Below are 19,044 nucleotides of genomic sequence, written 5' to 3' on the forward strand. Positions count from 1 at the left end.
CTCAGCCGCCCATGCGCGACCTTCCCCCCAACGCCAGTTTCAAGGAAAGCAATATGACTCAAGTGGTAACCCGATTTGCACCCAGCCCGACAGGGCATCTGCACATAGGCGGTGCACGTACCGCCATTTTTTGCTGGCTTCTGGCCCGCCACTCCGGCGGACGTTTTCATCTGCGCATTGAAGACACTGATTTGCTGCGCTCCAAGCAGGAATATACCGATTCCATCCTGGCCTCCATGCGCTGGCTTGGGCTGGACTGGGACGGCGAGCTGACCTACCAGACCCAGCGGGCCGACGTGTACAACCGCTATGTGGACAAGCTGCTGGAAACAGGCCACGCCTACTGGTGCTCCTGCACGCCGGAAGAAGTGGAAACCATGCGCGAAGAAGCCCGTCAGAACGGCCTCAAGCCTCGCTATAACGGACGCTGCCGCGAACGGAACATCGGTCCCGGCGAGGGGCACTGCGTGCGCCTCAAGGCGCCTGTGGCGGGCAAAGTGGTTTTTGACGATCTGGTGAAGGGCAAGATAGCCGTGGATGTCACCGAACTGGACGACATGGTTATCCGCCGCGCAGACGGCATGCCCACCTATAATATGGCCGTGGTGGTGGACGACTACGAAATGGGCATCACCCATGTTGTTCGCGGCGACGACCACGTTTCCAATACGCCGCGCCAGATTCTTATTTATGAAGCTCTGGGTCTGCCCGTGCCGCGCTTTGGGCATGTGCCCATGATTCTTGGCCCGGATCGGCAAAAGCTCTCCAAGCGCCACGGCGCGCGGGCGGTCATTGAGTACCAGCAGGACGGCCTGCTGCCTCAGGCTCTGGTGAACTATCTGGTGCGGCTTGGCTGGTCGCACGGCAATCAGGAGCTGTTCACCAAGGAAGAACTGATCGAATATTTTGACGGCACCAATCTGAACCCTGCCGCCGCGGCCTTTGACCCGGCCAAGCTGGAATGGTGCAATGCCCATTTTATGCGCGAACTGCCCCTGCCCGAACTGGCGGCGCTGGTTGCGCCCTTTGTGGAAGCGGCCGGGCTTGGTACGCTGCCGCAGGAAAAGCTTGAGCCTCTGTGCGTCATGTTCCGCGAGCGGGCCAATAACCTCAAGGCGCTGGGCGAGGCCTTCCGCCCTCTGGTGGTGCCTGCCGCAGAACTCAGCTATGTGGAAAAGGACACGGCCAAGCATTTTACCGATACGGGCAAGGCGCATTTGCAGGCCCTCTCGGCTGTTTTTGCCGCGTGCGAGCCTTTTACCGCTGAATCCCTTGAGGCCGCGCTCAACGCCTATGTGGCCGACAACGGGCTGAAGTTCAAGGAAGTGGCCCCGCCCCTGCGCACGGCCCTCATGGGCTTTATGGGCGGTTCGCACCTCAATGAAATCATGGCCTTTCTGGGCAAACAGGAAACCCTTGCCCGACTGCAACGGGCTATGGGCTAACAGGCATTTTATAGTCAAAACCTCGCGCAACGGGCAGTTTTGCCACAAGTGCCGGGTTGATTTGAACGGCGAGGGTATCCGGGTTTTTGCTGCCGGATACCCTCGTGCAGCAGAATGGGCGTATGTTACCCCCAGGCTGGGCCTTCCGCATTGCCCCCATGCACTGGCGCGTCTGAGCCAGGTTGCCTGAAGCGGACGCTTCTTCTGAAACAGCAAGCTTGCATCCGCGCTGGTATCGAGATTGCATGCAAGGGAAGGTGGAAAAGAGTGCCTTTGCGGCCTTGCGTCTTTTCAGGGGGGATAATGCCGGATCTACAGGGCGAGGATGTTGCGGGCGCGCCATGCCCGAGCCATAGCAGCAGACCGCTGGTGTCTTTTTTTGCGGCAGGCCGCAATGTGCAGGAGTATGTGGAGCAGGCCATGCGCTCCATGCTCGACCAGACGGTTGACGATTTTGAATTGCTCATGCTGGATGATGGCTCCACCGACAAAACCTACGACGTCATGATGGGCGTGCAGGACCCGCGCGTGCAGGTTTTGCGCAATGCGGAGGGGCAGGGCATCGCGCGCAGCCTCAACCGGCTTATGTCCCAGTGCCGGGGGCGGTACTGGGCGCATATGGACGCGGACGACATCTGCGCTCCACAGCGCCTGGAAAAGCAGCTTCAGATCATGCAGGCAAACCCCGATATTGGTATCTGTGGGTGCCATTTTGTGGCGTTTTTGCCATCCGGTGAGGGCGGGCTTATCAGGCTGCCTCTTGATTCAGAAAGCATCAAGGCCAACTTGCTGTTCAAAGCGCCGATGGCGCATCCTTTTGTGACCTTTGACGGGGATCTTTTTTCCCGCCTAGGTATACAGTATTCTGAAAAAATGGTCTGCGCTCTGGATTACGAGCTTTACCTCAGGATTTTTCTGCGTCATCCGCAGATGGCTTTTGCCAATGTGGATGATGTGCTCGGGTTTTATCGCAGGCATGACGCCCAGATTTCCACGGCGCGCAGCGCAGAGCAGGCGCAGTATGCCTTCAGGGCGCAGATGCAGGTGTTCCAGGCACTGGGCGTTGCGCCTGGTAACCGCCTGATGAGGCATCACCGCCATCTGTATGGCGGTGCCCCCGTTGAAACCGCTGAAGATATGTCTGGGCTTGTGGATTGGGCTGTCACTCTGCGCATGGCCAACGCAACCAGAAAACTTTTTTCGCCTGATCTGTTCAATGCCCTGTTGTATGGCCGGCTGGAGGCTGCCATGCAGCGCAGTCCGCATCTGGCGCAGCCCCACCTGTGGCGGCTGCAAAAGTGGAATTGTCAGCAATGACGGGGGCTGCACCGATGAACCCCGAGGGCCAGAGCAGGGCCTGTCGCCTGCCGCAACCGTGCGCAGTGAGGTATTAGATGGATACCACTCTTCCTACCCAGGAAAGCTTGCAGCCCCAGATGAGCGAAGCCGAAGTGGCCCTCATGGACAAGTATGCGCCGGATGGCTGCATTCTCGAATTCGGGGCTGGCGGAAGCTCGGCCTTTTTTGCAAAAAAAGGCGTACAGCGGCTGATCAGCGTTGAATCTGACCGGGAGTGGATAAACCGCATGCTGCTGGGCAACAGCACCCTGCGGGAATGGGCCAAGGCGCGGCGCTGGTGTCCCTTTCATGTAGAGATAGGGACAACGGGCGAATGGGGATTTCCCCTGTCGCATGAGCCTGTCGTGGCGTGGCTTAACTACCATCAGGCCATATGGGATGTCGTTGACGCCTCAAAGCTGGATTTTGTGCTTGTGGACGGACGGTTCCGGGTTGCCTGCGCCTTGCAGCTGCTGCTGCGCACCAGAGAGAAAACGCCGCTGATCATGGTGCACGATTTTACGCCCCGTGAGTATTACCATGTGCTGCTTGAGTATTTTGACGTGGTTGAAGAGGCCGATACCGCCGTCATTATGGAGCGCAAGGCGCCAGTATCCTTTGCAGAAGTGGCTCTATGCGTGCAGCGGCATCAGTTTGACAACCGGTAGGCCTTTGCAGAACTGCTTTTGGGTCGGCACCGTTTGGGGAAGGCGACCTGTCGGTATGGCAGGGCTGATAGCTCTTTTTTTGACCGCATCCTTGCTCATGCCCGCAACTCACGGTGATTGCGCATAAAGGAGCCGTAATGTCTTTTTCGATCGATGTAGCCGCTATCCAGCGTATGGCACTTGTGAAGGTGGACGGTGGCCTGGGCAGTCAGATGTGGCAATACGCCCTTTCCTTGGCTGTGGGGAAAAGCAGTTCCTTTACGGTAAAACACGATTTGTCCTGGTTTCGTCATTACGCCAAGGATATACGCGGGATCGAAAACAGGTTTTTTATCCTTAACAGCGTTTTTACCAATATCAATCTGCGCTTGGCTTCTGAAAACGAACGCCTGTTCTTTCATATAGCTCTCAATCGGTATCCCGACAGCATTTGCAATTTTGATCCTGACATACTTGCCCTGAAACAGCCCACCTACCTCGGCGGCTATTATGTCAATGCGCAGTATGTAACCAGCGCGGAAAAAGAAATTCGCGAGGCCTATGTCTTTGCGCCAGCAGTGGAAGAGAGCAACCAGGCCATGCTGCAAACCATACATGCCGCGCCGATGCCGGTAGCCGTGCACGTACGACGCGGCGACTACATCGGCTCGATGCATGAGGTCCTTACCCCACGGTATTTTGAACGCGCCTTCAAAATTTTGGCAGCGGCGTTGCAGCCAAAGCCAACTTTTTTTGTTTTTTCCAATGGCATGGAGTGGACAAAAAAAGCCTTCGCCGGTCTTCCCTACGATTTTGTTTACGTGGATGCCAACGACAACGACAATGTCGCAGGGGATCTTTTTTTGATGACGCAGTGTAAACACTTCACCATCTCAAATTCTTCGCTGAGCTGGTGGGGGGCCTGGCTTTCGCAGCGGGCGGAGAATAAAACCGTCATCATGCCCAGCAAGTGGCGTGGCGGCAAAAGCCCCATCCCGGGAGAATGCATGCGAGTGGAAGGCTGGCATATGTGCCCGGTAGAATAACGCGGCGCGCACCCTGCTTTTTGCATTTTTTGCGTCAACCATCAGAGATACTGGGGGATATGTGAAAAGTGAAGAAATGGCGCTGAAAGAACGGTTTCTTCTGCGGTTTCTGGAAGTGGCGGAGCAGCTGCAAGATGGCGGGCGTTTCCTCTGCCGCAAGGAAGATCTGCACCCCTGCCTGAATGATGCGCAGGGCACAACCCCCTTTGACGCCCATTATATCTACCATACGGCGTGGGCGGCACGCGTTCTTGCACGCACGCGGCCTGCAAGCCATATAGACATTTCTTCGAGCCTCTATTTTGTGTCCATCGCGTCGGCCTTTGTGCCCATCACGTTTTACGACTATCGCCCCGCCCCCCTTACCCTTGGCAACCTGCGCTGCAAACGGGCCGACCTTACCAGCCTCCCCTTTGCTGACGAAAGTGTGGATTCCCTGTCGTGCATGCACGTTGTGGAGCATATTGGCCTTGAGCGCTATGGCGATCCTTTTTCTCCCCAGGGGGATATTGCAGCCATGCGCGAACTGGCGCGTGTTCTTGGCAGGGGAGGGCGTCTGCTCTTTGCTGTTCCCATTGGCGGGGTGGCAAAAATTCACTACAACGCTCACCGTATCTACACATACAGCGCGGTTTTGGAGGCCTTTGGCTCCCTGTGTCTTGAGGAATTTGCCCTTGTCACCGACAGGGGAGAATTTATTGCGCATGCGTCAGAAGCGGAAGCGCAGCAACAGAAGTACGGCTGCGGTTGTTTTCTTTTCAGAAAACAGAAGTAGCCTGCATGCCGTCTGAACTGCTGGAGGGGGCTGGCCGCGTCAATTGGGCCTTCTGCACTGGCAGTGTTTTGGGATAGGGGCGACAGGGGAAGCCGGGCGACGTGTTTTGGATTTTGTCAGGGGCTTACTGGTACAAGGGACTCATGGACCGCAGCAGGTTGATGAACAGGCTGTCCAGCCCCTGCACAAAGGATGCGATGCGGTCAGACATGATGACCATGAGCAGCCCCAGAAAGAAAAAGCCCACCATCACCTTGATGGGGAAACCAAATTCCATAATGGGTATCTGCGGCGAGGTGCGGGCCATGAGGCCCAGCGACACTTCAACCATGAACAGGGCCACCATGACCGGGGCTGCGATCTGCAAGGCCAGCACAAACATCTGCGAGGCCAGATACAGGATCTGACGCAGCACTACTGGCCCGATAAACAGCCCTCCCGGCGGCACAAGGTCAAATGAGGCCGCAAATCCCTTGATCATATACAGATGTCCGTCAAGGCTCAGAAAAACGAGCAGGGACACCATCCACAGAAAAAATGCCGTGACGCCTGTCTGGTTGCCGGTGAGCGGATCGGCAAAGTTGATCATGGTAAAGCCCATCTGAAAGCCCAGCAGCTCACCACCCGCCTGAATGCCCATAAACAGAAAATTGACGGCCATGCCAAGTACCAGACCCAGCACCATCTCTCCCAGCATCATGAGCGCCACGTCAAAGGGATGCGCAGGCAGTGCGGCGGCGGGGAGCGTGAGGTGCGGCCATACGCCCAGGCAAAAAACAATGGTTATGGCCGCCTTGACCTGCGTAGGAATGTTGTTGGTGGAAAAAACGGGCAGCATGAACATGACGATACTTACGCGCATCATGGTGAGCAGCAGGCTGAGCACACTGGCCGGATCGTAGTTATAAACATCCATGCTGATCAATTTGCAAAAAGGTTGCCAAGTATTTCGTCACGCTGGTGACGCCCGGTGGGCAAGAGTGTGGAATGATTGGAGCGGTCAGCCTGGAATGGCTGCTACGTAATGCCTGCACTGAAAGGCTCCCGGTATGGCTTGCTTGAAGCGTTCTGTCCTGCGTACTACTGTGACGCAACTACTATCACTGCTGCAAGGGGACATTATGGCCATTCCCACATCACGCACGCAAAGCGCGGCCACTGTATGCATAGAAACCGCGCTCTGCACTGGCTGTGGCCAGTGCGTGGCCGTGTGCAAGGATTTTGGCCTGCGGATTGAAGGCGGCAAGGCCTGCCTTGCCCCCCAACCTCTTTTTGGCTGCGTGGGCTGTGCCCATTGCATGGCTGTTTGTCCTGCCGGGGCCATAACCGTGCGGGGCCGGGCGTTGGGCCCGGAAGATATGTTTGCCCTGCCGCCCCAGAGCAGCGCCGCGAGTTTTGATGCCTATTACGCCCTGCTACGCCGGCGCAGAAGCGTGCGCGAATTTATGCCCGCCGAGGTGGGGCCGGAGCTGGTTGAGCGCATCCTTGACGCGGCCCGCACCGCGCCCACCGGAGTGCCGCCTTCGGACGTCAATGTGCTTGTGCTGGACAGCCGGGAGAAAAACCGCGCCTTCACCAGTGATTTTTGCGCACACCTCAAAACCCTTGGCTGGCTCACTGCCCCCTGGTTTCTTTGGCTTATGCGCCCATTCTGGGGCAAGGCCAATGACGGGCTGTTCCGTAATTTTGTGCGGCCTGCGCTGGCGGCGTTCACGTCTTCAATGGATGCGGGAAAAAGTATCGTGACCTATGATGCGCCCCTGGTCATGTATTTTTACGGTTCGCCCTGGGCAGACCCCGCTGATCCGCTGGTTGCCGCATCCCTTGCCATGCTGGCGGGCGAGGCTCTGGGCCTTGGCACCTGCATGATAGGTTCCATCCACCCTTTGTTGCAGTGGGGCGGCAGCGCTGCGCGTTTTCGCAAACGGCACGGCATCCGCTGCAAAAGCCGCGAGGGCGTGGTGGTACTGTTTGGCTATCCGGGCATCCATTACAACAAGGGTATTGAACGCAGTTTTGCCTCGGTGCATCGGGCATAGCCGCCCGTATATAAAAAGCGCCGCAGGATATGTCCCTGCGGCGCTGGCAAATCTGACCGTGAGCTGCTTGGAGCAATGATGCTCCGACCCTTTATTTGTTCAGTTTTTCGGAAATAACTTCGCGTATGATCTTGTTCAGACCGGGTAGGTCAGGCTTGGAAACCTGCCTGTCTGCCCCCACCTTTACGCCCTTTTCATACAGCGCATCGGTGATGAGCGAGGAGAACAGGATGATGGGCAGTGTGCTGAGGCCGGGGGTTTCACGGATTTTTGCCGTGAGCATGTGCCCGTCCATTTCCGGCATTTCAATGTCGGAAATAACCAGATGCACCGCATCCGTAAGTTCCTTGCCCTTGGCCTGGGCTTCCTCACGGGTGTGCATCAAAAAATCCCAAGCGGCGCGCCCACTGCCCACAGCCGTGACCTGAAAACCGGATTTTTCCAGCGACGACTGCATGACGTTGCGCAGCGAACTTGAATCGTCAGCCACCAGCAGGTGGAACTGACCGGCGCCTTCCACTGGGGAGGTGTCCACCTCAACCTGCGACATGTCCAGCGTGCTGTCGAGGCTGGCAAGGATTTTTTCCATGTCCAGAATAAAAAGCACACGGTCCTGAATACGCAGAACGCCCGTGATGCTTTCGCGCGAATAGGCCTGCACGTACTGGTTCGGCGGTTCAATGCGATCCCAGGTCATGCGGTGGATGCTGGTGACGGAGGAGACCATAAACGCCGCCTGCACGCCGCTGAATTCGGTGACAATGACCTTGGTGTTTTCTTCCGTGGCCATTTCTTTGCCCAGCCATGCGGCAAGGTTCAATATGGGCAGCACCCTGCCGCGCAGATTGAACGTGCCGAGTACTGAAGGGTCGCACTTGCTGGGCACACTGGTGATATTGGGCAGCCGGATGATTTCAAGCACCTTGGCAACGTTGATGCCGTAATGCCCGCTGTAAACCTTGCCGTCCGGCTGCTTTTCATCAATGATAAATTCAATAATTTCAAGTTCGTTATTGCTAACGTTCAGCAAGCTGTTTTGCGACATGGCTTTCCATCCTGTGCTGCGGAAGGCGTGGCTTTCCACCGATATCGTGTGCTCCGTTTACGGGAACTGCTGTTGAGATGTATCGGCAGGATATGCATTCCCTTAAGGCCTTTGTTCAAAAACCTATTTGCGGCCCTTCGCGGCCTTGGCTGCCTTGGGCGGTTCGCGCCGGGGGCAGAAGCTCAGCATTTCGCATGTGTCGCACAGGGGTTTGCGCGCATCGCACACTTCGCGCCCAAACCAGACCATGCGGTGGTTCACATCGCCCCATTCCTCGCGCGGAAAAAGTTTCATGAGGTCGCGCTCAATAGGTATGGGATCGGTTTCGTCCGTCAGCCCCAGGCGGTAGGCGATGCGTTTTACATGCGTATCGACCGCAAGCCCCTCGTTGATGCCGTATGCGCCAAACAGCACCACATTGGCTGTTTTGCGGGCAACGCCGGGGATGGTGACGAGGTCTTCAATGCTTTTGGGAATCTGTCCGTCAAAAACATCACGCACACGCCGCGCCGCGCCCAGCAGATTCTTGGCCTTGCTGTGAAAAAATCCTGTGGGCCGGATGACGCTTTCCAGTTCTTCCAGCGGGGCCTCTGCCAGAGCGGCAGGGGAGGGCCAGCGGCGGAACAGCTCCGGCGTAACGGTATTCACCCTGGCATCTGTGCACTGCGCCGCCAGCACTGTGGCTACCAGCAGTTCCCATGCATTTTGGGCGTCCAGATGAGTGCGCGGGTGTGGATAGCGTTTTTGCAGGGCGGCAAGAACGTTCCGGGCCGTTGCCTGTGGGGATGATTTTACGCTCATGTCTCTTTATGCCACAGCGAGCGCATGCCCGCAAGCAAGGGCGCAGGCTGTGAGCGTGGCATAACTCTCTGCAATGGAGCCAGTCCCGCCTCCGTTTGGCTACAGTATCACGCCCTGGGTGCAGGGTTTGTTTTTTTTTCGGCTACGTGTAGCATGCCTTCATGGAACACGGGGAAAACAGCAAGGTTTTTCTGGTCTATATGACCACGCCAACCCAGGAGGAGGCGCTGACGCTCGCGCGCGAGCTGGTGCGTCTGCGGCTGGCCGCCGGGGTCAACATCGTGCCCGGCGCGCAGTCGGTTTACCGCTGGAAGGGCGAGGTGCACGAAGCCGGGGAATGCCTGCTGGTGGCCCAGGTGAGCGAAGCCGCATTGCCATGTTTTATGGCAAAGGCGCGCGCACTGCACAGTTATGAAGTTCCCTGCGTGGTCGCCATGCCCATTGCAGACGGCCATCAGCCTTTTTTGCGCTGGATTACAGAAAACAGTCTGCCGCCCACGGCCTGACCAACCTTCATCCGTCACGTCACCAAGAGGAAACTATGTCCATCTATGTTTCAGGATCACTGGCTTTTGACCGCATCATGACCTTCCCTGGCAGTTTTCAGGATCACATCCTGATGGACAAGCTGCACATGATCAACGTGAGCTTCATGGTGGACGGCATGGATGAACGGCGCGGCGGTTGCGCGGGTAATATTGCCTATTCTCTGGCCCTGCTTGGCGAAAAGCCCACCATCGTTGCCGCCGCGGGGCGCGACTTTGGCCCTTACGCCATTGTGCTGGAAAATATGGGGCTGCCGCTGGAAGGTATCCGCCGGGCGGAAGAAATCTTTACCGCCCTGTGCTACATCACCACCGATCTCAACAGCAACCAGATCACCGGTTTTTACCCCGGCGCCATGAGCCTCCCTGCCGATTACAACTTCCCCGCCATTGATGCGGACAAGGACATTGCCATCATTTCCCCCGGCAATGTGGAAGACATGCGCCGCCTGCCGGGATTTTACCGCGAAAAGGGCGTTCCCTATATTTTCGACCCCGGCCAGCAGTTGCCCGTGCTCACCGGCAACGATCTGCTGGCAGCCATTGAAGGCTCCTTTGCCTGCATCACCAATGACTATGAACTGAACATGATCTGCAAGGCCACGGGCAAGAGCGAGGACGAGCTGGTGGGCCGCACCCTGTGGCTTGTGACCACTCTCGGTGCGGACGGCGCGCTGGTGCGCGGCGCAGACGGCACAGAAACGCGCATTCCCTCCGTGCCGCCGCGCCAGGTTCTCGACCCCACCGGCGCGGGCGACGCGCATCGCGCGGGCCTGCTCAAGGGCCTGCTGCACGGGCTTGCCATGCCCGAAGCCGCCAAGCTCGGCTCTGTGAGCGCCAGCTTCTGCCTTGAAAAAATGGGCACGCAGGAACACGGGTATTCGCCGGAAGTCTTCCGTCAGAGGTATGAGGCCGTGTTCGGTCCCCTGCCCGAAGGCATTCTGGCTTAAGCGGCAAGCCGCCCCTGCGGCAGATAACCCCAACGGGCTGTAAGCCGGGAGTAAGACATGCAGAACAAGCTTCCTGAGGGCATACGGGTTCTGTTTGTGGCTGGTTTTGGCCCCGTGGTGGCTGACCCGGACGCAAGCGGCAAACTCTACAGAAAGGTGCTGGGCCTGCCCCTGCAACATGAGGAAGGCTATGAAGGTTACTGGCATTCCCAGTGTCTGGAGGGCGTAAAACATTTCGCCCTCTGGCCGCTGGATAAGGCCGCGCTCTCCTGCTTTGGCGAGGAGGTCTGGCCGGAGCGCCTGCCTGTGCCGCAGTCCTGGCTTGAGCTTGATGTGGAAGATATTGTTTCCGCCACGCGCATTCTTGAGCAGAACGGCTATGAGCTGCTCCTCCGGCTGAAGGAAGAACCCTGGGGGCAGACCGTCACCAGATTCCTTAGCCCCGAGGGCATACTCATGGCTGTTACGCACACGCCCTTTTTGCGCGAGGCGGCTTCGGCGGAGGAAACAGCCTGAGCAGGGAGGCGGCATGTACTACATTGCGCTGGTGGTATTTGCGGGCTGCATTGTAGCCCTGCAACCGCCCATCAACGCGGCCTTGAGCCGTACGGTGGGGCTGCTGGAAAGCGGGCTTATTTCCTTTGCCATAGGCGCGGTTTTTCTGGCTGTCCCGGTTCTGCTGATGGGGCGGGGCAATGTGTTCCGCGTGATTGAAACCCCTGCATGGCAGTGGGCTGGCGGTGTGCTGGGAGCGTTCATGGTTGTGAGCACAACCCTGGCCGCGCCGCGTATTGGCGTGCTGGCTACGCTGGTCGCCATGATTTTTGGCAATCTTGTTATGGCGGCCATCATCGACCATAACGGCTGGTTCGGCCTCAATGCCATTCCTTTTGACTGGCGTAGAATGCTTGGGCTGGTGTTGGTGCTGGCGGGCATTGCGCTTGTGGTGCGCCGCTGATAATGCCTGCGGCGAGCGGCAGAAGCCCCGCGTTGCAGCAAAAATAAGGGAAAGAAATGCGCGTTGATGCAGTGCGGGAGTTTTTGGCCCGCCACGGGCTTGAAGAGGCGTACCGGGAGTTTGAAGTTTCAAGCGCCACAGTTGATCTGGCGGCTCAGGCCATTGGCTGCGAGCCTGGGCGCATTGCCAAGAGCCTCTCCATTAGCGTCAACGATGTTCCGCTGGTACTGGTGGCCATGGGCACGGCCCGGCTGGACAACCGTAAGTTCAAGGATGCCTTTCACGCCAAGGCCCGTTTTATCAAGCCCGAAGATCTGGAGGCCCAGGTGGGGCATCCTATGGGCGGCGTCTGCCCCTTTGCCCTGCCCGAGGGCGTTGCCGTGTATCTGGATGAAAGCCTCAGGCGCTATGATCCGGTGTATCCGGCTGCGGGCGCGCCCAACAATGCCGCCAAACTCACCTTGGCGGAGCTTGAGCGGGTCACGGGCGGCGTGTGGGTGGACGTGTGCAAGAACGAAGAATCCTGATTTTTTTGTGCTGATGCGTCCGTAGGATAATAATGCGTTGCGGCAGGGGCCGTGTGTGAACCTGCGGGCGTAATGCCTTTGGCAGGCCGCAGCTGCGGCCTCAAGAGATGTTTTGCCGTGTCGGCAGGCGTATTGCGCTGGCCTGGTGCAGCATAATTATTGCCCAAAGCCGCCGCCTCCGCGCCGTCTATGGCATCCGCCCACGCCGCAGCGTGTGCCGTGCCCGTCGCACAGTTCATAATCCCCGCCTTCAATGCGCAGCAGCTTGCCGTTCACCAGCGAGTCTGCCAGTTTTTTGCGTGCTTCCGCATAGATGCTCTGCACGGTGGTGCGGGCAATGCGCATTTTTTCTGCGCAGGCCTCCTGATTCATGCCCTCAAGATCAATGAGGCGCACGGCCTCATATTCGTCCACGGTCATGATGACTTCCTGCCGCGCCTGCGGGGCGCTCTGCCCAAAGCCCGGCAGCGGCCCAAAATTGCGGTTTTCCGGCAGGCAGCAGACTTTGCGCCATTTTTTTGGTCTTGGCATGCAATCCTCTTTGGGCCGTCCGGCAATGCGCGCTCAAACGGCACACACTGACCGGGCGGCCTTGCTCATTCATATGCGGATACTTTAGCCGTTATTGCCCGCCGCGTCACTGCCTGCCGCAGGGCCTGCACCGCAGCTTTCGGCCTGACCTGCGGACCCGTTGCCCTGCTGCATGCCACGGCCCATGCCGCGACCCATACCACGCCCTTCGCCACGGCCCATGCCTTGGCCTGCTTCCTGCCCGTTCATGGCACAGTTGCGGCTTCGGTTGTTGTGTCGTTGCCCGTTACGGCAGCAGCGCCCCTGGCCCTGGCCCATGCCCCGGCCCATATTCTGGCTTGCGTCCATCCCCTGATCTGCGGTCTGGCCTGCATCGGGCATAGCGCCCATGCCGCGACCTGCCGCGTTGGCGGACTTGCCGCCGCACTTGCCCATACCGCGCCCTGTGCGCGAACCGTTGCCTTCAGGGCCTGTGTGATCGAAATTAGGCATATGATGCTCCTTGTGTTGTTGTTATTGACATATGTCATAAATAGGAGTATGTCTGTTTTCGACATATGTCAATAACAAAAAATCAGGCAAGGTCAATTTGTCTGAAAAAAAGCTTCTGAAAGCAGTTCATCTTGCGAGGGCAAAGAATCATGAGTGATTGCAATCATCAGTGCGGTTCCTGCGGCGAGCAGTGCGACGAGCGCAGCGAGGGGCAGGAGGCGCAGGTGGATTTTCGCGTTAAGCCGCACCCCAAAAGCCGCGTTGGCAAGGTTATAGGCGTTGTCAGCGGCAAGGGCGGCGTGGGCAAGTCGCTGGTCACATCCCTGCTGGCGGTAGCCCTGACCCGGCAGGGCAAACACTGCGCCATTCTGGATGCGGACATCACCGGCCCTTCCATTCCGCGTGTGTTCGGCCTGACGGGCAAGGCCCATGTTGAGGGCGACGGCCTTGTGCCGGAACGCAGCAAGGGCGGGGTAGACATCATGTCCATGAACCTGCTGCTGCCCGGCGATTCCGATGCCGTGCTCTGGCGCGGGCCCATCATTGCCGGCGCGGTCAAACAGTTCTGGTCGGATGTGGTCTGGCGCGATGTGGATTACATGTTTGTGGACATGCCTCCAGGAACGGGCGATGTGCCGCTGACCGTGTTTCAGTCCCTGCCGGTGGACGGCATTGTGGTTGTGACCTCGCCGCAGGAACTGGTGAGCATGATCGTGCAGAAAGCCATTGATATGGCGCGCCAGATGGATATTCCCATCCTGGGGCTGGTGGAGAACTACTCGTACTTCAAATGCCCGGATAACAACAAGGAATACAAGATATTCGGCGAGAGCCATATTGACGCCGTGGCCCAGCGGTACGGCCTGAAGGTGCTTGCCCGCCTGCCCATTGACCCTGCACTTGCGCAAGCCTGTGACAAGGGCGCCATCGAGGATGTGGACCAGCACTTTATGGACGGTGCATTGGCCGTGATTTCACGCATGCAGGATCGCGTATAGCATAGCGTCTGTTGCGCATGACCGCAGGGTGCGGGAGCCGTTGCACGGTTGCCCTGCCTTGCGGCCATGCGCGTTTGCTGAATACGTAAAAAAAGGAGTATCTTTACCTTTGTTGCCATGTGTGCCTATGCTTGCCCAAACCAAGGAGCAACCATGCGTACATACCAACAGTTCATCAACGGCAAATTGGTTTCCCCTACAGGCTTTGCAATGATTGAGGTGGAGAATCCCTCCACCGGCAAAATAATGGCCCAGACGCCCAACGGCGGGCGGGAGGACGGGCTGGCGGCTCTGGCAGCCGCGCACAGGGCACAGGATGCCTGGGCGGCGCTTCCGGCGGTGGCCCGCGCCGGATACCTTAAAAAAATGGCGGATCTCATCCGCAAGCACAGGCTGGAACTTGGCCGCATCCTTGCCGAGGAGCAGGCCAAAACCCACCCCCTGGCACAGGTAGAGATAGACCTCACCGCTGAGTATTTTGACTACTATGCCGGATGGGCGCGCATCTACGAGGGCGAGATCATCCAGAGCGACCGCCCGCGCGAGAATATCCTGCTGTACCGCAAGCCCATTGGCGTTGTGGTGGGCATCTGCCCGTGGAACTTCCCCTTCTTTGTCATGGCGCGCAAGGTCGCCCCCTCGCTGCTGGTGGGCTGCACCACGGTCATCAAGCCCAGCAGTATTGCCCCGGCCACGGTCATGCATTTTGCCAGCCTGCTTACGGAGCTGGATCTGCCCGCTGGCGTGGTAAACTTTGTTACGGGCAGCGGCAGCACCCTGGGCGAGGCCCTTTCTTCCAGCTCCATGACAGACATGGTCAGCCTGACAGGCAGCGTGGAGGCCGGGCAACGCATCATCACCGCAGGCGCGCAGAACATCACCAAGGTTTCGCTGGAACTGGGCGGCAAGGCCCCGGCCATTGTCTGCGCCGATGCGGACATGGATCTGGCGGTCAAGGCCGTTACTGCCTCGCGTACGGTATTCAGCGGGCAGGTGTGCAACTGCGCGGAACGCCTCTACGTGCACGAAAGCGTGGCCGACATGTTTGCCGAAAAACTGGCGGCTGCCTTTGCCGCCGTGCGGCTGGGCAATCCTTTTGACGATCCGGCCCCGGACATGTGCAGCCAGATCAGCGCCGAGCATCTTGAAAAGATCAGCGGCATGGTCAAGCGCGCGGAAGCGGACGGCGCGGAAGCCGTTGTCGGCGGCGCGCCCGCAGACCGCGATTCCGGCTACTTCTACACGCCCACCTTGCTGCGCAACTGCCGGCAGGACATGGAAATCGTGCGTAACGAAGTGTTTGGCCCTGTGCTGCCCATGATGACCTTTCACGATCTGGATGAAGCCCTGGCCCTTGCCAACGACTGCGACTACGGCCTGACGTCCTCCATCTACACCACCAACGTATCTACGGCCATGGAAGCGGTGAACCGCCTGAAGTTTGGCGAGACCTACGTGAACCGCGAAAACTTCGAGGCCATGCAGGGCTTCCATGCAGGATGGCGCAAGTCGGGCATTGGCGGTGCGGACGGCAAGCACGGACTCATGGAATACCTCCAGACCCATGTGGCCTATATTCAATATTAACGAATAATTGCAGATATGCTGAAACAGACGAGGCCCCTCAGTGAGGGGCCTCGTCTGTTTCATATCAGGGGGCGGCTTTGCTTACTTGGTAAACAGAATCAGCGCCACCATCTTGAGATCCGTGGAGCCGGTATTGAGCAGGCCGTGGCTTTCGCCATCGTTGCACACGGTCACGTCGCCAGCCATGACGGGGGCTTCAACGCCGTTGTCGTTGTACATGCCTTCGCCTTCAAGGATGTAGTATATCTCGATTTCGCCGTTGTGCTTGTGGTTGCCCACGGCACAGCCGGGCTTGAGAGTGCCGATGTTGAACAGACGGCCTTTGCCAGCCAGCCCGTTCTCATTGACGATCTTGGTAAAGTGGACGGCGCCCGGCCCGCCAAAAAGTTCCTTTTCAAAGCATTCCAGAGCGTCAGCGCGGTTGATCATGGTGTTCTCCTGTGGTTCGGGCGCGGATGCGCCGGTTAAAACTGGGCTGCAAGAGCGTGTTTCCTTGTTTTGCAAGGCCCGCCCGCAATGCCCGCGTGATAACCGGGCATTGCTGCGGCGATCATTCGCGCGGAAAGCGCTTAGTTGTTGTTCTCGTCATCGTCCCCGTCATCCGGGGCAGCGGCTGGCGCATTTTTGGCGTCCGGCTTGCCCTTGGCCCCGGCAGGCAGCACCTTGCGCGGACGGCGCGGCGCGCGCCTTTTGCTTGCGCGCGGCTCTGTCGGCGGTTGGGGCGCCCTTGTGCGAGGCGGCAGTTCCTTGATGTTCACATCAAGCTGCGGAAAGGCGATTTCAATGCGCTGTTCGCGGAATTCGCGTTCGATTTCCACGCGGATGTCCGAAGCTGTGGAAATAGACACGTCATAATCCCGCACCCAGAACTTCAGGCTGAAATCAAGCGTACTGGCCCCAAAATCAGCAAAGGCCACGCTCGGCGGGGGATATTTGAGCACGTTGCTGTTGGCGTTGGCCGTGGCCAGCAGGATTTTCATCACCGCATTGGCATCGGAGCCGTAGGCCACGCCGACCTTGATTTCCCTGCGCACGGTGCGGCTGTTGCGCGTCCAGTTGATAAGGCGGCTGGCCACAAATTCCGAGTTGGGGACAATGATCAGGGCATTGTCAAAGGTTTCCACCATTGTGGCGCGCACGCTGATTTTGCGCACACGGCCCTGGGTGCCGCCAACTTCCACCACATCGCCCGCCTGGAGGGTGCGGCTGAAGATCAGTATCAGACCCGACAGGAAGTTGTTGACGATGGTCTGCATGCCGAAACCGATACCGACAGAAAGGCCACCGGCTACCATGGCGAGGTTGCTCAGTTCCATGCCCACGGCGCGCAGGGCGAACAGGCCGAAGCAGCACCACAGCGCATAGGTAAAGGCTGTCTGCATGGGCGGAATGAGCGTGGCGTCAATGGCCAGCCCCTGCTTGGGCAGACGCGCCAGAAAGCGCGAGCCCATGGCAACCGCTGTGCGCGTGAGGTAGAACATGCTGATGATAAGCAGCAGGTGCAGCACGTTGAACTGCGTAGCGCCCACATTGACGCCGCGCAGGACATAATGCTGGAGCAGATACATGCCGCCGGGCAATGTGCCTACCCACTGCGAAACGCCCACGAAGGCCGCAACCAGCACCACAGGGGCGGAGAGCGCCACGGCAAGGTGAGCAAGAGCTGCGCGCACGCCTTCCTGAGGCAGCTTGTCGTTGAGGCTGCTGACAAGAGACATGCCGCCCATGCAGAGTTGCAGGGCCAGCGAGCAGGAGACAAAGAGCAGATACAGCACCATGCTGTAGATGTGCAGCCCGGCTAGGGTCAGCACAAGGCATATCCACAGCACAATGGGTTCGCATTCAAGCACGCTGGTTTCCACATGCATGGGGCCAAGGTCAAGTTTGGGTCTGCGGTGTTGCCGCACAATGGAAATGATGACGATGCACAGCCAGATAACCAGCACCAGAGGCTTGGTCAGCGGCAGATAGAGCAGCACGTATGAACACAGCGTTGGCTGGATAAGTATCCAGAAGGGCGGCTTTTGGCGCGGCACCTCGGGGTATTTCAGCAGGCGCAGGTCCCATGCCAGATGTATCTGGGCCACAATGAGGCACAGGTTGCCCAGGGCCAGAAACAGTCGAAAGAACTCGCCGGATGCGGACATGGAACTGCCAAGAAATGCCAGCCCCACGCACAGCCAGGGCAGGCTGACGCGGAAAACATGCCGCAGGGTGCTGTTTTCGTCCTTATCCTGCGCTGCCCAGCGGCGGTAAAGCAACACGGTGAGCACGCCGGTAAGCAGCAGGCCGAGGATAAAGCGCAGCACAGCCGTGCCCCAGCGCTCAAGCGTGACAGGAACTTCCACCGGCAGGCGCAGAATCATGCCCTGAACGGAATAGTGCATCTGCCGCCCAAAGTCGGCCCATGCATCGGGGCTGAGCCAGGGCACCGGGCTTTGCAGATAATAGTTTTTCCACAGCAGGGGGATCTGGGCGTTGATCTCTTCCTGCATTTTTTCCAGCCGCTTGATAAGCGCCAGAGCAGGAGCAAGGGCCGAGTCGTACTGGGCCAGCACGGCTGTAAGGCGCAGGCGGGTGAGCGCCAGAGTTTTGCCGTATTCCTGCATTTCCGGGCTAAGGCTGCCATCGTGCAGGTCTTCAGGCATGCTGTCGGCCAGATAGCCCACGCGTTCCAGCAGGGCCTGGGCTTCGGTGCGCGCAATCAGCACAGGGTCGAGCACCTTGCGCAGATCAAGCACCGTGGCCGTGATGCGGCGGCTGACGGCTTCAACGGGGTTGGGCCAGTTTTTATACGTATTGAGCAGCACCAGCAGACGCCGCGCTTCTTCCATGAAGGGCTGAACCTTCTGGCTCAGATTGGTTGACCGCTGGGCAAAGGTATCACCCATGGCCGTGGCCTTCTGGGTGATTTCATCGAGCATGGCCTTTTGCCCGCTCCAGACCATTTCCCATGGATCGCGCAGGGGCAGGGTGGCAATGGCGGGTTCTTCGTTGGTGTCAACCTTGGATTCAGCCTTGTCGTCCGCCTTTTGGTCCGCTTTTGCGTCTGCCTTGGCATCAGCTTTGGCATCGGTTTTGGCGTCAGTCTTGGCGGCGGGCTTGTCGGCCTTGTCAGACTTGTCAGCCTTCTCGCCCTTGGGGGCGTCCTGTTTGGCGGCATCGGGCTTGGCAGTGTCTGCCTTGGGGGAATCCTGTTTGGCGGCGGGGGTCGGTTCCGCCGCAAATACGGCGGGAGAGGCCAGGGCACAGCACAGGGTCAATAAAAGGGCGGTTATCAGCAATTTGGGTGCGTGCATGGAATCCTCAGATTACAGTCG

At 58.6% G+C, this 19,044-nt stretch carries 20 protein-coding genes; 13 read left to right on the forward strand and 7 right to left on the reverse strand.

The window, feature by feature from the left end; all coding sequences use genetic code 11:
• The first annotated feature begins 53 nt into the window (after positions 1 to 53).
• The 5 genes from gltX to G449_RS0101810 all read left to right on the forward strand — a co-directional run bounded on the left by gltX (position 54) and on the right by G449_RS0101810 (position 5,251).
• The gene (gene gltX / locus G449_RS0101790) at positions 54 to 1,445 is read left to right on the forward strand and encodes a glutamate--tRNA ligase (RefSeq protein WP_027180616.1); all 1,392 of its coding nucleotides are present in this window, start codon (positions 54 to 56) and stop codon (positions 1,443 to 1,445) included.
• 303 nt (positions 1,446 to 1,748) lie between these two features.
• The gene (locus G449_RS0101795) at positions 1,749 to 2,762 is read left to right on the forward strand and encodes a glycosyltransferase family 2 protein (RefSeq protein WP_159060412.1); all 1,014 of its coding nucleotides are present in this window, start codon (positions 1,749 to 1,751) and stop codon (positions 2,760 to 2,762) included.
• Positions 2,763 to 2,839: 77 nt separating this feature from the next.
• Positions 2,840 to 3,451: a hypothetical protein gene (locus G449_RS0101800; RefSeq protein WP_159060413.1), complete on the forward strand. Its 612-nt coding sequence runs from the start codon at positions 2,840 to 2,842 to the stop codon at positions 3,449 to 3,451.
• Positions 3,452 to 3,588: 137 nt separating this feature from the next.
• On the forward strand, positions 3,589 to 4,476 hold the full coding sequence (locus G449_RS0101805; RefSeq protein WP_022657592.1) for an alpha-1,2-fucosyltransferase: 888 nt from the start codon (positions 3,589 to 3,591) through the stop codon (positions 4,474 to 4,476).
• A gap of 61 nt (positions 4,477 to 4,537) precedes the next feature.
• Positions 4,538 to 5,251: a DUF268 domain-containing protein gene (locus G449_RS0101810; RefSeq protein ID WP_022657593.1), complete on the forward strand. Its 714-nt coding sequence runs from the start codon at positions 4,538 to 4,540 to the stop codon at positions 5,249 to 5,251.
• A 124-nt stretch (positions 5,252 to 5,375) separates the two neighbouring features.
• On the opposite strand, the gene fliR is transcribed toward G449_RS0101810, so the two are convergent.
• A complete protein-coding gene (gene fliR / locus G449_RS0101815; RefSeq protein ID WP_022657594.1) occupies positions 5,376 to 6,167 on the reverse strand; it encodes a flagellar biosynthetic protein FliR in 792 nt (263 codons plus the stop codon).
• Positions 6,168 to 6,372: 205 nt separating this feature from the next.
• Here fliR and G449_RS0101820 point away from each other — a divergent pair, with 205 nt between their 5' ends.
• Positions 6,373 to 7,290 (forward strand): nitroreductase family protein, encoded by a 918-nt coding sequence (locus G449_RS0101820; RefSeq protein ID WP_022657595.1) that lies wholly within the window; start codon positions 6,373 to 6,375, stop codon positions 7,288 to 7,290.
• Positions 7,291 to 7,381: 91 nt separating this feature from the next.
• On the opposite strand, the gene G449_RS0101825 is transcribed toward G449_RS0101820, so the two are convergent.
• Together G449_RS0101825 and nth are read right to left on the reverse strand one after the other, a co-directional pair.
• Entirely contained in the window at positions 7,382 to 8,335 is a 954-nt protein-coding gene (locus G449_RS0101825) for a chemotaxis protein (protein WP_027180619.1), read from the reverse strand.
• A 123-nt stretch (positions 8,336 to 8,458) separates the two neighbouring features.
• Positions 8,459 to 9,136 (reverse strand): endonuclease III, encoded by a 678-nt coding sequence (gene nth / locus G449_RS0101830; RefSeq protein WP_022657597.1) that lies wholly within the window; start codon positions 9,134 to 9,136, stop codon positions 8,459 to 8,461.
• A gap of 161 nt (positions 9,137 to 9,297) precedes the next feature.
• Between nth and cutA the strand changes: the two genes are divergently transcribed.
• From cutA to G449_RS0101855, 5 genes are read left to right on the forward strand one after another with little or no spacing between them, the layout of a single operon-like run.
• Positions 9,298 to 9,642 carry a divalent-cation tolerance protein CutA gene (gene cutA, locus G449_RS0101835; protein ID WP_022657598.1) on the forward strand — a complete coding sequence of 115 codons (345 nt, stop codon included), beginning with the start codon at positions 9,298 to 9,300 and terminating at the stop codon, positions 9,640 to 9,642.
• 35 nt (positions 9,643 to 9,677) lie between these two features.
• Positions 9,678 to 10,631 carry a carbohydrate kinase family protein gene (locus G449_RS0101840; RefSeq protein ID WP_022657599.1) on the forward strand — a complete coding sequence of 318 codons (954 nt, stop codon included), beginning with the start codon at positions 9,678 to 9,680 and terminating at the stop codon, positions 10,629 to 10,631.
• A 57-nt stretch (positions 10,632 to 10,688) separates the two neighbouring features.
• Positions 10,689 to 11,147 carry a VOC family protein gene (locus G449_RS0101845; RefSeq protein WP_022657600.1) on the forward strand — a complete coding sequence of 153 codons (459 nt, stop codon included), beginning with the start codon at positions 10,689 to 10,691 and terminating at the stop codon, positions 11,145 to 11,147.
• 13 nt (positions 11,148 to 11,160) lie between these two features.
• The gene (locus G449_RS0101850; protein ID WP_022657601.1) at positions 11,161 to 11,589 is read left to right on the forward strand and encodes a DMT family transporter; all 429 of its coding nucleotides are present in this window, start codon (positions 11,161 to 11,163) and stop codon (positions 11,587 to 11,589) included.
• A gap of 56 nt (positions 11,590 to 11,645) precedes the next feature.
• Positions 11,646 to 12,116, forward strand: coding sequence for a YbaK/EbsC family protein (locus G449_RS0101855; RefSeq protein ID WP_022657602.1), 471 nt, complete (start codon positions 11,646 to 11,648; stop codon positions 12,114 to 12,116).
• A gap of 156 nt (positions 12,117 to 12,272) precedes the next feature.
• Here G449_RS0101855 and G449_RS0101860 read toward each other — a convergent pair whose 3' ends face one another.
• Both G449_RS0101860 and G449_RS0101865 read right to left on the reverse strand, forming a co-directional pair.
• Positions 12,273 to 12,647 (reverse strand): DUF134 domain-containing protein, encoded by a 375-nt coding sequence (locus G449_RS0101860; RefSeq protein WP_022657603.1) that lies wholly within the window; start codon positions 12,645 to 12,647, stop codon positions 12,273 to 12,275.
• A gap of 84 nt (positions 12,648 to 12,731) precedes the next feature.
• A complete protein-coding gene (locus tag G449_RS0101865) occupies positions 12,732 to 13,139 on the reverse strand; it encodes a DUF5320 domain-containing protein (RefSeq protein ID WP_022657604.1) in 408 nt (135 codons plus the stop codon).
• A 149-nt stretch (positions 13,140 to 13,288) separates the two neighbouring features.
• On the opposite strand from G449_RS0101865, the gene G449_RS0101870 reads away from it, so the two are divergent.
• On the forward strand, positions 13,289 to 14,137 hold the full coding sequence (locus G449_RS0101870) for an Mrp/NBP35 family ATP-binding protein (RefSeq protein WP_022657605.1): 849 nt from the start codon (positions 13,289 to 13,291) through the stop codon (positions 14,135 to 14,137).
• 153 nt (positions 14,138 to 14,290) lie between these two features.
• Positions 14,291 to 15,724 (forward strand): aldehyde dehydrogenase, encoded by a 1,434-nt coding sequence (aldA, locus tag G449_RS0101875; protein ID WP_022657606.1) that lies wholly within the window; start codon positions 14,291 to 14,293, stop codon positions 15,722 to 15,724.
• Positions 15,725 to 15,805: 81 nt separating this feature from the next.
• Here aldA and G449_RS0101880 read toward each other — a convergent pair whose 3' ends face one another.
• Complete coding sequence (locus G449_RS0101880; RefSeq protein WP_022657607.1) at positions 15,806 to 16,153, reverse strand: cupin domain-containing protein; 348 nt, start codon at positions 16,151 to 16,153, stop codon at positions 15,806 to 15,808.
• Positions 16,154 to 16,293: 140 nt separating this feature from the next.
• Positions 16,294 to 19,023 carry a mechanosensitive ion channel family protein gene (locus G449_RS15590; RefSeq protein ID WP_081640437.1) on the reverse strand — a complete coding sequence of 910 codons (2,730 nt, stop codon included), beginning with the start codon at positions 19,021 to 19,023 and terminating at the stop codon, positions 16,294 to 16,296.
• Between the last annotated feature and the right edge of the window lie 21 nt (positions 19,024 to 19,044).

The sequence above is a fragment of the Desulfovibrio desulfuricans DSM 642 genome, assembly GCF_000420465.1.
GTDB lineage: Bacteria > Desulfobacterota > Desulfovibrionia > Desulfovibrionales > Desulfovibrionaceae > Desulfovibrio > Desulfovibrio desulfuricans.